Below are 13295 nucleotides of genomic sequence, written 5' to 3'. Positions count from 1 at the left end.
TTTGGTTATGCGACTCTTTTGATTCCGGGTGGGTTTGCAACTGTGTATTTGTTGCGGCCCGTTTGTTTGGATGTGTAGAGGGCTTCGTCCACTCGTTTGTACCAGCCGTCTGGAGTTTCGCCCGGTTCTAGTTGGGCGATTCCTAGGCTGGTCGTAAAGCGAATTTCTAGGTTTCCGTGAACGAAAACTTCTTTACGGATTTTCGCCATACAGTCATCGACCATTTTAATTGCTTGTTTCGTGTCGCAGCCTGGAAGGATCACGGCGAACTCTTCTCCTCCTAAGCGGGCCACGAAATCGACTTCGCGGCTGAAGCTTTCTTGAAGCAAGCGCACACACTGTTGTAATACGAAGTCCCCGATATCGTGCCCATAGGCATCGTTGATCTTTTTAAAGAAGTCGATATCAAATAACAACATCGTCACTGGATCGTGATCCAATTGATTCAGTTGAATATAACGTTTTACCTGTTCATCAAAACTCTTGCGGTTGTGGGCTCCAGTTAAATGGTCCGAACGCATAGTGCGATTGGCTTCCATCAATTGCTTCTTAACTGTGGAAAGGCTCTTTTTAACTGTTTCCATGCGTTTAGAGCGGCGCTCGTTGGAATTCGTCTGATGCTTTAGATAAAAGTCGATAAATTCCCGTGATTTTGCGCGCAGGTCTTCGATGGAGTTTGATTCCACGGCTTCGCGCAAGCCTGCAAGACTTGAATTCACTTGGTCTTCGGAACTTGCTTCAGCAGCCACTTCTTCGCCCAAGTTGTCGGCAAAATCCCAGATGATGCGTTTAAAATCATCGAAGGTGTTTTGCACATAAGTCGTTTCGTCAATACGATAGCTTGAAATAAATTGGCGAAAGCGGAACAGGGCATTTTCCAGCTCTTCGCCTTCTAAGGTCATAAGTTCTTTTGCAACCGTATCCAGTTTTGCGCGCACTTTGCGCACAGAATGATTCTGAACTTCAAATAGATTCTTATTATAGACATCTAATATAAAGAGAAGGGTCGCTCTGTCTTCTGAGAGATTCGGTTTGTTATCACTTTTGGTTTTCGCATGTTGTTCTGATCCCCAGTCCATATCCAACTGATCAACCAGTTTTTTCATCCACTGCTTCAACTTAAGCCTCCGGGTAGCAAACCGCTCCGACTAAGTCGGAGGGCATGCTACCTGTTTCGGAAAATGCGAGGCGAAGGTTTATGGTTTCTCGACAGTAGTCGGGTCGATTCTCACAATGATACACCTGCTGTGGTGCTTTTTCGCAACGATGTGAAGGTTTGCTCAAGTCCACGCTGTAACAATATTAAAGTATTCTTGAACTGCTAAAAATCTGACGAAAAAGGAGTCACTCCATGGCCATCAGCGCACAGGTTACCGGCCCTGATTTTACCAAAGGCGTTTCGGTAGATCTGATTCAAGAAGGTGAAACCATCCTTGGACATGTGGGCGATAAAGCCGTTTTATTGGCAAAAGTTGAAGGCGAAATTTACGCTGTTGGTGCGAATTGCACGCACTATGGCGGTCCCCTTAATCAAGGTTTGTTAGCTGGTCATCATATTCACTGTCCATGGCATCACTCTAGTTTTAATATAAAAACGGGCGAGGCAGAAAAAGCTCCCGCATTGGTGCCAATTTCCTGTTGGCGAACGGAAGTAAAAGACGACAAGATTTTTGTAACAGGCAAAAAGACAATTCCACGTCCCATCGTGAGAGGCACAGAAAGCCAGCACGTCGTGATTGTCGGCGGAGGAGCAGCAGGGACATCTTGTGCAGCAATGCTACGGCGTCAGGGTTTCGCGGGAACCATTCAAATGATCAGTCACGACGATTCCATTCCCTACGACCGCACGAATTTATCTAAGGACTATTTATCAGGAACTGCGCCTGATGATTGGCTACCAATTCTTAAGGAATCGTTCTTTGATAAAAATAAAATTCAGCTGAATCTGAACGTCGCAGTAGTGAAAGTGGATTCCGCGAAAAGATCGGTTCTGTTGTCGAATGATAAAACACTGTTTTACGATAAGTTGGTCCTAGCCACTGGGGGAGAGCCGATTTCTCCTCCTATTCCAGGTATCGATCAGCCTCATGTCTTTATGTTAAGAACTTTAAAGGACTGTCACCGCATCATCGATAAATGTGATGGATCGAAAACGGTGGCTGTGATTGGCGCGGGTTTTATCGGGTTGGAGGTCGCTGCCTCTTTAAAACAGAGGGGTATTGATGTTCATGTCATTGCACCCGAGGAACTACCACTGATAAAAAATCTGGGGATCCACGTGGGAAGTTATATTAAAAAGACCCATGAGTCCCATGGGGTGCGGTTTCACCTGGGCCACAGTGTGAAAGAAATCAACAGCAGATCTGTCATTCTGGATAACAATACAAAGATCGAATGTGATTTCGTTGTGGTCGGTGTCGGTATTAAGCCAAACCTCGAGCTAGCCCGACAAGCGGGGTGTGAAATAGATCATGGAGTTATTGTCGATGAATACATGCAGACTACGGTTCCTGGTGTTTATGCCGCCGGTGATATTGCCCGTTGGCCTGATCCGCGCAGCCTTCGTCCTATTCGCGTGGAGCACTGGGAAGTCGCCGAGAGACATGGTCAAGTTGTGGCATGCAATATTCTGGGAGCAAGGCTTAAATATCAGGATGTTCCTTTCTTCTGGACTCAGCAGTTCGATAAGATCATTTGTTATATTGGATATTCCGACCATTTTGATCGCATGGATCTTTTGGGAGATCCCGGCAAAGATGATTTTGCAGTCGTCTATTACGAAGGTGATCGGGTGGCAGCATTTATGTCGGTGGGACGTGATTTAGAAAACTTAAAAGTAGAACAAGCCCTTAATCGTATCGACTACCAAAAGGTGGAGGATATCGTCAGAGATTATGAACGCCATCTCAGAAAACCCGAACCACCACCACCGAATTATTTTGAACCGAGCCCTTAAATTTTTTTCAGTTGTTTTTTTATTTTCGCAAAGGTTTTTTTGTCGAACTTAGGTAGGACGGGTTTTAGTTTTTGCAAGCGGTCCACCAAGATCGATGAAATGATATAGTTGCGCATGTCCTTGTCGTCAGCAGGAATAATGTACCATGGACGGTCGGGATGATGTGTTTTTATTATAACTTCCCCATAGGCTTTTTGGTAAGAATGCCAGTGCCGGCGCTCGGTCAAATCGCTTAATTCAAATTTCCAGTGCTTTTTAGGATTGTGAATTCTTTCCATCAGTCTGGAGGCCTGCTCCTTACGACTGATATGCAAGAAGAATTTAAGGACAGTGACCCCCTCATCAAACAGCATTTTTTCGAAGGCATTGATATCATCGATACGATTTTGTATCTGAGACGATGATAAAGTCTTATGAACTGTCGGAATAACGACATCTTCGTAATGACTCCGATTAAAGATCACAAGCTCTCCACGTTCCGGTGTTTGCTTGTGAATACGCCATAAATAATCGTGGCGCATTTCTAACTCGGTCGGGCGCTTAAATGAAACCACGCGCAGGCCCTGCGGATTAACCGCCGCGAAAACGTGTTTGACGGTCCCATCTTTACCGGAGGTGTCTAAGCCTTGCAGAATGATCAGAACTTTGTGTTTTGCTTCCGCAAAGATCAGTTCCTGAAGGTCGGCCAGTTTTTCGATGATCTCTTCAAAGTCCGATTTAAGAGCTTTTTTAGGCGAACCTTTCGAGCCACTTTCAGTCGGAACTTTGGAGAGATTCTTGGATATCGGATAAAAATGTTTTTCTTTGATCATCCTCGTTAGTGTGTCGCGCGAGCTTCACCTTCGTCAAGAACCGCATCTAAAGAGATTTCAGTATCTAACAGTCTTGAAACAGGGCAGTTGCTTTTAGCTTCTTCAGCGATGGTTTTAAACTGTGTTTGGTCGATTCCAGGAATTTTGGCTCGCAAAGAAAGATTGGAATGAGTGATGACCCAGTCACTGCCATTTTTCTCAATACTTACTGCAGCATTTACGTTCAAAGTATCTGCAGTGAACCCTTTTTGTGTCAGAGCTGCTGATAAGGCCATTGCAAAGCATGAGGAATGGGCTGCTGCGATAAGTTCCTCGGGATTCGTCCCTTTTTCTGTGCCGAAACGGCGGCTGAACGAGTACGGTGTGCGATTCAAAACACCACTTTCCGTAGATACTTCTCCTTGACCCTGTTGAATATTTCCTTTCCATTGCACGGATGCTTTTCTTTCCATGTAAACCTCTCTTTGTGAACCCAAGAATAGAAGGGAATCAGCGAGACGTTGACCGCTGCCTCCGTTGTTTGCTAAAGATCAATGAATGTCACAAACTCCCCAAAGAATTGCAGTCATTGGAAATGCCGGCGCTGGTAAAACAGTCCTCTCCCGTCATTTGGCAAAGAGGTATCAACTTCCGTTGACCCACGTTGATTCCATCCAATTCGTTGCTGGCATGAAAATTCGTCCTCATAAAGAATCCATTGCCCTCCTAACAGAAGTCCAAAACCAGACATCATGGATCATTGATGGATATGGTCCCTTAGATATTATTGAGCGTCGTTTTCAATTGGCTGATCAAATAGTGATGATTGATTTCCCCATTTGGCGGCATTATTGGTGGGCAACAAAACGGCAGATCAAAAATATATGGTTTCCCCGTGAAGAGCTGCCGGCAGGATGTTCTGAAGTTTCTTGGGATCAGACTAAAAAGCTTTATAAAACCATCGGCAATGTTCATCGTTTGATGCGACCGGAGCTTTTAAGAATTTTAAATCGTGATGGTTTAAAGGGAAAAGTGGTGTGGATTCGTAAAGTCTCTCAACTGCGACATCTTTCCAAATTTGGTTTTGTTGACGGTGGTCTTTGACAGGGAAAATCTCTAAATCCTGAATTCAGTTGGGGCTTCAAATTCCCCGGCGTACACTTGTGGGATGAGCCCAAATTTACATATCGTCATTCTGGTTTTTGCCGGAACTATGCTCGTAAATGTCTTTACCTCTGCAGCCTTGTGGTACATCCATAGGAATCGTATTTTTGGGTACATCACCCTCAGTTGGGTGATCACATCCATAAACTTTTTTCTGCAAAGTCAGTTTGTAAATTACGATTACAAGATGCTGTTAGCCTATAGTTTTTATGTCTTGGCTAGCTGGGTTTACTATGAAATCACGGCCGCTCTTTTGGTAAATCCTGAAAGACGCTACTGGGTTTACACGATTCCAATCACTTTAATAGTTTTGGGGTTGGTGACTCTTAATTTGACGGGGTCTTTCCAATTCGCCTCTATATTTTCGGCGATAGCAATCGCGATGCCACTTTTCTGCGCCGCTTTGAAGGCGCGAAATGCCAAGGTCTCCCGTGAATCTAAGGGGGATTCGAAGGGCTTTAGAATTTTGGCTCTGTTGTTGGTCCTTTTGGCAATTCATTATCTGGATTACCCCTTCTTGCGCAGCAGTGAATCGGGGGCGGTCTTTGGTTTCACTTTTGCGTTTCTTTTGACCTTTGCATTTTCGATCTTTTTTCCTTCTTTTCTTCTTTGGCAATTGGCGGCCCAATACAGCAGTCGTCTGCAGGATGAGGTCACCAAACAAACGAAGGAGTTGGTGGATCTCGACAATCGTAACAAAGCTTTGATTTCGATTCTTATCCACGATCTTGCGACGCCAGTGACCACAGCAATGATGTCCTTAGGCAAAATGGAAGGTGGGGAGCAAACTCCCGTATTAGATCGCTTAGGGAAATCACTGCGCTATATAGTATCCACAATTGAAAAGGTTCGCGAGTTGCAAGCAGTGAACGCTGGCAAAAAGAATTTGGATCTTAAAGTCGCGGACCCTATGATATCCGCCGAAAATGCCGTTCAGTATTATGCAGAGCAGTTGGCTGCGCAAAACTTAACGGTGCGATTCATCGATAACCGTAAGAATCGCCATTCAGCGGTCATGATTGATTCTCATCTGCTGCAAGGTCAGATTATTGGAAATCTTTTAAGTAATGCGATTAAATTTTCCCCGCGAGGGGAGGAGATCGTAATTCGATTGAGCGAAGATGCACGCAGTCTGACGATCGAAGTGATTGATTTTGGCATTGGTATTCCGGCGAGCATTGCGCCGAAATTATTCTCGTTCACGGGTGCCACCACACGCAAAGGACTTCATAATGAAAAGGGTACTGGCTTCGGCCTCCCTTTGGTGAAGGCCTATGTTGATATGATGCATGGACGTATAGATTTTCAGACCGGATATAAAGATGCCGCCTTTGCGCGCACCGTGGGCGTCAATATGCGCGTTAAATTTCCCTTGGTCGTAATGCAGCCGATTCTTTCGGAATCGCGACCGGCGGCGGAGATGTAAAGATCGCACGTTGTCTGTACCAAGATGTAAACATCAAATGAAAGCCTTCGAATACTTCAACAACAATCATTGCTGCGGCCTTTGTTTCCTCGTCCGTCAGACTGAGATCATTGAGATTCAGTTGATGTGTTTCATCAATCCAACTACCTTGTTGGTGGCTGGCTTCTTCAAAGAAATGGTGATCACCAAAGTATTTTAGAGCTTCTGGCGAGTGAGAGTCAGATGCACGAACAGCCTCAATAAACACAGCAAAGGCCAGTTCCAGACATTCAATCATCAGCAGTCGCACACCCGGGCTTTTATGTTGGAATGTCAGGGACATCAATCGATAAGTCGCTTGGCGAACTCTCCAGTTTTCATCTGACCAGATTTGACGAAGGGCGGTTGTAGTTTTTGTTCCCCACGCACTTTGCCCTACATTCATGGTCTCCAAATCTTCTAAAAACAGTTGCCAGTGTTCTAGGTCTTCACGACAGTGATGGTTGACAGCCTTTTCCAAGGTTGTCGTGGCGTTAGGATATTCACAATTCAGTAGCAAATCCTTAAAACCCAGCACAAAGAAACTCATGGCAGGTGCGAACGACAACGGCGTCTTAGAAGCTCGAATCCAATGCATCAACACGTGCTCATTCAACTTACTTTTTTCGGCAAATAACATTTTGTTAAAATCCATTTGTACTCCGGTTGCAAAGTGAAAGTGTTCAGATCAATCTAGTGGGTATTACTCCTCAAAGGATGCAACATATGCCGCAGAAAATGAATCTCCTGGTGGTCGAGGATGATCACGACCTGGGGGAAATGATCGTCGATTCTCTGAAGGATCTTTTTCAAAGGGTTGAATTCACAACGAACTTTGATACGGCCATTAAAATCCTGACTGCCCTAAAGCCTGACGTCATTGTCACAGATCAAAACATAGATGGAGGCTTTGGTATAGCCATTGTGGCACAAGCGAAAGCCAATAATGTGAACACTGTTGCCATTGTACAAACGGGGAACCCGTCCTTGGAATTGCAGACCGAAGCCGCCAAGCTTGGGAGCGTGGAAATTATTGAAAAACCATTCGATGCGAAACTTCTGCATTTAAGGGTGTCGCAATTGATTATGGTTGAAGATATGCGCAGAAAGATGGAGGCGTCACCGGGAGCCAGCGAACTGCGACCGCCTCTGCAGTAAATAAAAACTGGTCAAAACAAATAAGCACTTGTGTATTTTATTAACCGAGATCCTTGTAACTAGAGAATGCATTTCGCGTCTGTCAAATTAAAGTATACGGGAGAAATCCATGGAAGCGGACAAAGAGCCCTCAGTACGTTCAGCAAATGCGGCTTTTAAGTCAGATAGCAACAAGTTCAACATCATTGTGGACTCGGTTCCGAATGGCTTGATTGTTGTCGATCAACGCGGCGAAATTTTGATGTGCAATGCAGAGATGGAAAAGCTGTTTGGCTATGATAAGGGTGAGTTATTAGGACAAAGCCTTGAGATTCTTGTTCCTCGAGAAGTCCGCTCCAACCACGTCGGTCATCGCACCGGGTTCTTTGCTCATCCTTCTAAACGTCAAATGGGAGCGGGACGCGACCTGCGCGGAATTCGCAAAGATGGCAGCGAAATACCGGTAGAGATAGGGCTAAATCCCTTAGAAACTGAGCAAGGAAATTTCGTTGTCGCGTCGGTTGTGGATATCACTGAACGTAAAAAAATGGATTTGATGTTGTTGCGAGCGTACGATGAAGTTCAGCAAAAGAATTTAGAAATGGAACAATTCGTCTATACGGTTTCACATGATCTAAAGGCACCGTTGGTGACAAGCAGCTCTTATATTTCATTCTTGCGCGAAGATCTGCAGGCGGGGCGCTATAATGATCTTATTGATTCATTAGAGCGGGTCGAAAAAGCCAATAAAAAAATGCATGAACTGATCTACGACTTGTTACAACTTTCACGAACTTCGCGCATGGAGCTGAAGGTAGCTTCGATTAATCTGACCATGCTGATTAATGAAATAAAAAAAGATCTCAAAGATCAGCTGGATGATAAAAAGACTGATTTAATTATTCCTGCGGATCTGCCTGTTGTACTGGGGGACGCAAAACGTCTGACTCAGGTTTTTGAAAATCTTGTAATCAATGGTCTTAAATACGCTGCCGTGGGAGAGACCAACACGATAGAGATTGTTCAGAACGAAACTGAAAAAGAATGGAATATCGGTGTTAAAGATAATGGTCCTGGTATTCCGCCCCAATATCACAAAAAAATATTCGCACTGTTTCAACGACTCGATACCCAGAAAGAGGGTACTGGCGTAGGGCTCACCATCGTTTCTCGTATCATGGGTCTCCATGGTGGCAGAGCGTGGGTCGAATCCGAACCTCCGCATGGTGCAACATTCTGGCTATGCTTTCCCAAACAGCCACAGTTCAAGGAGAATCGCGATGGAATCCACTGAACGTCCAGAACCAAGATCGTTAGCGATTCACTTGATTGAAGACGATGATGATCACGCAGGGATCGTGGTTCGCCTGCTTGCGCGTGCGGCATCCAGTAGCAGTGTGGAGCGATCGAAAGATGGTGTCGAGGCTATTGAATATTTGGAACAAAAGAAACAAGAAGAAAAGCGCAAACTGCCGGATCTTATTCTTTTGGACTTAAAACTGCCCAAGAAGGACGGTCACGAGGTTCTTCAGTACATTAAAGAAGACCCCATTTTGCATTCAATCCCCGTAGTGATTCTGTCAACTTCAGACGCTGAATCGGATCGCACCAGAGCGTATGAGCTCTATGCAAATAGTTACTTAGTTAAACCGCTTGAGTTGGGAAGCTTTAAAGATTTGACCGACGAGATTGTTCGCTATTGGGGAATTTGGAATATTCCAGCTGCAGAAAAAAAACAAAACGGAAGCAATGGTATCAATGGTGCCAAGCCCAATGGGAGTGTGAGTGAAAGTCGACCCTAAGAAGTTAGACATTTTGCTAATCGAAGATAACGACGAGCATGCCGAGATTATCTCTCGACATTTGCGTCGTGTTGACTCGATGGCGATCACTGTCACGCGAGAATTCTATCTTGCGAAGGGCGTCCAGCGTCTCACAGAAAAGAAATTTGATGCTGTTCTGTTGGACTTGCATCTTCCGGATAGCAATTTTATGGAAACTCTGCCTCGCGTCGCCAGGGTTGCAGGTGAGGCACCGATCATTGTTTTGTCGGCGCTTGATGACCGAGGAAGTACTATCAAAGCGGCTCAGGACGGAGCCTCTGATTTCTTAAATAAAGCACATTTATCATCCGAGCTGATGGCGCGAACTATTCTAAGTTCGATTGAGCGCAAGGAATCTGAAATTAAAATCAAACATCAGCTTCATCAGACGGCGTTGCTGTCGGATTTAAGTCAATTCGCCTTGAATGAGGTGAATGCTGAAAAGGTCAAACTTCGCTGCCGTCAGATTTTGATGAATTCCTTGCTTGTGGACTATGTACATTTCACGGAGCCGCCTGAGGCGGGTAAAATGGCACTGGCGCAAAGACCCAGTGATGGTGTGCCATTTCTTTTTGGCGAGCTTGAGTTTCTAGGGATGCAACATGAAAAAGAAATGATGTTGAGATCCGGTCTTCGCTCTGGTGTGAACGTGGTCATCGTCAGTAAGGATGTGGAAATCCCGCCGCTGGTGATGATGATCTATGACCACCGTGATCGCACTTTTAAGTATGACGAAATTGAATTTATAAAAGCTGTTGCGAATATCTTATCCTCTGTTTTGACCCACGTTTATTTAGAAAAGCTTTTGCAACAAAAAATTGAAAGTTTAAAACAGGCGCATCAGAAAAAAGACGAATTTCTAGCGACACTTTCTCACGAATTAAGAACCCCATTGAATATTATAACCGGCTATTTGGAAATCGTTCGGGAATCACAGCCTGGCTCCGAAGAATATCAAAGTGCGATGGAGATTATTGATACAAATCTTAAGATCGAGACTCGATTGATCGGTGAGATTTTAGACATGTCGCGAATCATCACAGGGAAAATGAAGCTTGATTTGAGCTTTTACGCCCTAGATGAAATGATAGATTCAAGTATCGAATCTTTAAGTCTTGCCATGGCCGCCAAAAAAATTCATTTAGAATTGCACGTGTCTCCGAACCTGGGTCGTATGTGGGGAGATCGTGATCGCATGCGCCAGGTGATTTGGAATTTGGTTTCTAATGCAGTGAAATTCACCCCGCAAGAGGGAATCATAAAAATATTTGCGAACAAAGTGAATGATCTTTTCGAATTTACCATCGAAGACAACGGCGTAGGAATCATAGCAGAAAATCAGCAAGATGTGTTTAATCGGTTTTGGCAGGAAGACTCAGCAATCACTCGACAACATATGGGATTAGGGTTGGGGCTGGGAATTGTTCGCCATATCGTAGAGCTTCATGGAGGCACAGTTGAAGTATTTAGCGCCGGCAGAAATCAAGGAACGCGATTTACAATCCATGTTCCTATACAACAGCTGCGCGCAGTAGATGCAACTCCCGTAGAGAAACCGCCAGAGCCGGAGCAAACCGTCCCCAACAAAAATCTGCGGGGAATGCATTTGCTAGCGATTGATGATTCCGAAGACTCGCTGAATTTACTACAACATTTATTAAAAAAATCAGGTGCAACGGTAGAAGGCACCAGTGATCCCCAACGAGGCTTAGATCTAGCTAAAAACACGGGATATGATGTGATCATCTGCGATATTGGTATGCCTATTCTTGATGGGTATTCGTTGATCAGCCAGCTTCGACAATGGGAAGAGGCCCAGGGTCGGCCTGCAACCTCTGCTATCGCGTTGACCGCCTATGTCGGAAAGGAAGATATTGATAAAGCCCTCTCCGTAGGATTTCAGGCTCATATGCCCAAGCCTTTAAATTTACCGCTCTTAAAACAAAAAATATTAGAGCTGGCACCTTCAGGCTCCTCGACTTCCATCGCAAGCAATTAAGCACCTTTGCGCTGGTTCAAAGTGCTGATTCATTTTGTTCTTGTTATGTTTTCTGAATCGCTTCATCCCGCTAGGAGAGCAGCCGATATCCCAGTATCATGACCTCGCTATGTAGAATTCTTATCTTGTGCGTACCTTTGTTTTTTACTAGCGCGGTCATGGCATCTTCTTGGGACCTAACTCCAAGTGTACGAGTAGGCTACAGCCCGGTGAGTGTGAGCGATCCCAAACAAATTGAGTTTGGTTCTGAATCGAACTCCTCCTTGCGGCAGGGCTATTCAGCCAATGATCCTTGGTTTCAAATTAAAATTAACAACAACAGCGATGACCACTTAGAGAAAATTCTTTACTTTGATTCACCCCAGGTCGGTCGACTGACGTTGTGGCAGGATGGAAAATACCGTCCTCAATATTCGGGACCGGGTTATTCCTTAGCGGAGCGGGCTTACTCGTCACGCTTAGCTGCGTTTCATATTCAACTAGGTCCTCAAGAAAACGGAACGTTTTATATAAAACGCGATGTGCACCATGCTCTCAACACGAAAGTTTTCTTGGCGGATGAGGCCGAGTTTGAACATCAAGAAAACCATGCACGGACTATTTTCTATTTTTATTTGGGCGGCATTCTTGCCCTGGTTGTTTACAATTTTTTTCTGGGCATCTTTACGAATGAAAAGGACTACCTTTACTATTCATTTTTTGCAGCAAGTTTTGGTGCTACTGCACTTGTTTTGCATGGAGTTGTGGATACTTATATTTTCCCAAATAAAGTTGTGGTTTTTTCCAATTACTTGATGTTTTTTTCTTCGCTTACTTTGTTTGCAGGATGCTTGTTTGTTGAGCGTTTTTTAAATATCACCCAAGAATTTCCAATGGGTTTTTGGGGACTCAGAGTTTTTAAAGTGTTGGCTGTGGTGCCGATGATAGGTAGCTTTTGGGTGCCATCTCACCGGAACCTTTTCTTTTTAGGATTTTGGATTGATGCCTCGATCGCTTTAGCAATCCTGTTTTTTATCTTCTGCGGCTTTTATATGTTACTGCGCCATGCGCATAAACTTGCGACTTATTTTCTTTGCAGTTGGGCTGTAGTTCTGTGTGGAACCTTTGTGTGGTTGGCTTCCTTTTATGGAATTATTCCTAGCAATACGGTGACTCAGTATTCCTTATTGTTTGCAAATTTTGGTGAGATGCTGGTGCTAGCTTTAGGCCTCGCTTATAAAATCCGTGTCTTGGACGAGCAAAAGCGCCGCGCACTACGTGCCGCTGAAGATAAAGAACGTTATCATCGTTTGGTTCGTGTCTTATCTCACGATGTGGCAAATACGGTGTCAGGACTCCTTTATCATTCTGATATGTTAAGATCCCATGTCGATAGGGGAGCAGCTTCAGTTCATTTGGATCGAATTTATAATTCGACTCAACAGTTGATTCAGATTTTGGCATCGGTTCGTCATGAAGAGGTATTTCATGTGTTTAAAGAAAATGCTGAAATGGAATTGGTGGACTTAAGAGCCGTTTGTGAAGAAGTCCTTCATCACTATGCCTGGCAACTGCGAGAAAAACAGCTTCGTGTGCAGATGAATGTTCCTCAAGAGGCTATGGTCCGCGCAGATCGAGCTGCGTTATCAAATCAAGTGATATCAAATATTGTGTCGAATTGTATTAAATTTAGTGAAGCCAAAAAACTCATCTCTTTGAAGTTGATTGACGACAGTGAGTTCAGGGTCTTAGAAATCACCGATCAAGGCATGGGTATTCTGCCAGAGGAAATTGAGACTGTGTTTGCCGCCAAGAAACTCATTTCCCACCGTGGCGCAAGTAATGAGGTTGGCACGGGTATAGGCACCTCGCTCGTTTCTGAATATATGAAGATTTTTGGCGGAAAAATTGAAGTGGAATCCTTTCACCATACTTTGCATGCAGAATCGGGCACGACAGTGCGTTTGATTTTTCCCAACTTGCAGCGCCTGGGTAACTAGGG

At 44.5% G+C, this 13295-nt stretch carries 12 protein-coding genes; 8 read left to right on the top strand and 4 right to left on the bottom strand.

The window, feature by feature from the left end:
- Window positions 1-5: 5 nt before the first annotated feature.
- Window positions 6-1106 carry a GGDEF domain-containing protein gene (locus tag B9G69_RS01570; protein WP_254916728.1) on the bottom strand — a complete coding sequence of 367 codons (1101 nt, stop codon included), beginning with the start codon at window positions 1104-1106 and terminating at the stop codon, window positions 6-8.
- A 245-nt stretch (window positions 1107-1351) separates the two neighbouring features.
- On the opposite strand from B9G69_RS01570, the gene B9G69_RS01565 reads away from it, so the two are divergent.
- On the top strand, window positions 1352-2956 hold the full coding sequence (locus B9G69_RS01565; protein ID WP_088614236.1) for an FAD-dependent oxidoreductase: 1605 nt from the start codon (window positions 1352-1354) through the stop codon (window positions 2954-2956).
- Here the strand turns inward: B9G69_RS01565 and B9G69_RS01560 are convergent.
- Together B9G69_RS01560 and B9G69_RS01555 are read right to left on the bottom strand one after the other, a co-directional pair.
- Window positions 2953-3768 (bottom strand): PPK2 family polyphosphate kinase, encoded by an 816-nt coding sequence (locus tag B9G69_RS01560; RefSeq protein WP_088614237.1) that lies wholly within the window; start codon window positions 3766-3768, stop codon window positions 2953-2955. The two genes, B9G69_RS01565 and B9G69_RS01560, sit on opposite strands and share 4 nt — an antisense overlap.
- 5 nt (window positions 3769-3773) lie before the next feature.
- A complete protein-coding gene (locus tag B9G69_RS01555; RefSeq protein ID WP_088614238.1) occupies window positions 3774-4220 on the bottom strand; it encodes an OsmC family protein in 447 nt (148 codons plus the stop codon).
- Window positions 4221-4305: 85 nt separating this feature from the next.
- Here B9G69_RS01555 and B9G69_RS01550 point away from each other — a divergent pair, with 85 nt between their 5' ends.
- Window positions 4306-4851, top strand: a complete 546-nt coding sequence (locus B9G69_RS01550; RefSeq protein ID WP_088614239.1) for an adenylate kinase — start codon at window positions 4306-4308, stop codon at window positions 4849-4851.
- 64 nt (window positions 4852-4915) lie between these two features.
- A complete protein-coding gene (locus tag B9G69_RS01545; RefSeq protein ID WP_088614240.1) occupies window positions 4916-6337 on the top strand; it encodes a sensor histidine kinase in 1422 nt (473 codons plus the stop codon).
- Here B9G69_RS01545 and B9G69_RS01540 read toward each other — a convergent pair.
- On the bottom strand, window positions 6273-7010 hold the full coding sequence (locus tag B9G69_RS01540; protein ID WP_088614241.1) for a hypothetical protein: 738 nt from the start codon (window positions 7008-7010) through the stop codon (window positions 6273-6275). The genes B9G69_RS01545 and B9G69_RS01540 overlap by 65 nt on opposite strands.
- 71 nt (window positions 7011-7081) lie before the next feature.
- On the opposite strand from B9G69_RS01540, the gene B9G69_RS01535 reads away from it, so the two are divergent.
- The 5 genes from B9G69_RS01535 to B9G69_RS01515 all read left to right on the top strand — a co-directional run bounded on the left by B9G69_RS01535 (window position 7082) and on the right by B9G69_RS01515 (window position 13293).
- Complete coding sequence (locus tag B9G69_RS01535) at window positions 7082-7513, top strand: response regulator (protein WP_176400889.1); 432 nt, start codon at window positions 7082-7084, stop codon at window positions 7511-7513.
- Between the two features lie 109 nt (window positions 7514-7622).
- Window positions 7623-8786 (top strand): sensor histidine kinase, encoded by a 1164-nt coding sequence (locus B9G69_RS01530; protein ID WP_088614243.1) that lies wholly within the window; start codon window positions 7623-7625, stop codon window positions 8784-8786.
- Entirely contained in the window at window positions 8773-9294 is a 522-nt protein-coding gene (locus B9G69_RS01525; RefSeq protein WP_254916729.1) for a response regulator, read from the top strand. Before B9G69_RS01530 ends, B9G69_RS01525 begins: the two co-directional genes overlap by 14 nt.
- Window positions 9278-11314 carry a response regulator gene (locus tag B9G69_RS01520; protein ID WP_265437921.1) on the top strand — a complete coding sequence of 679 codons (2037 nt, stop codon included), beginning with the start codon at window positions 9278-9280 and terminating at the stop codon, window positions 11312-11314. Before B9G69_RS01525 ends, B9G69_RS01520 begins: the two co-directional genes overlap by 17 nt.
- 158 nt (window positions 11315-11472) lie before the next feature.
- Window positions 11473-13293, top strand: a complete 1821-nt coding sequence (locus B9G69_RS01515; protein WP_088614245.1) for a sensor histidine kinase — start codon at window positions 11473-11475, stop codon at window positions 13291-13293.
- The last annotated feature ends 2 nt before the right edge of the window (window positions 13294-13295 follow it).

It is taken from the genome of Bdellovibrio sp. SKB1291214, from assembly GCF_002209355.2.
Classification (GTDB): domain Bacteria; phylum Bdellovibrionota; class Bdellovibrionia; order Bdellovibrionales; family Bdellovibrionaceae; genus Bdellovibrio.
Note: the sequence above shows the minus strand (reverse complement) of the source record. Positions and strands in the feature narration are given on the sequence as shown.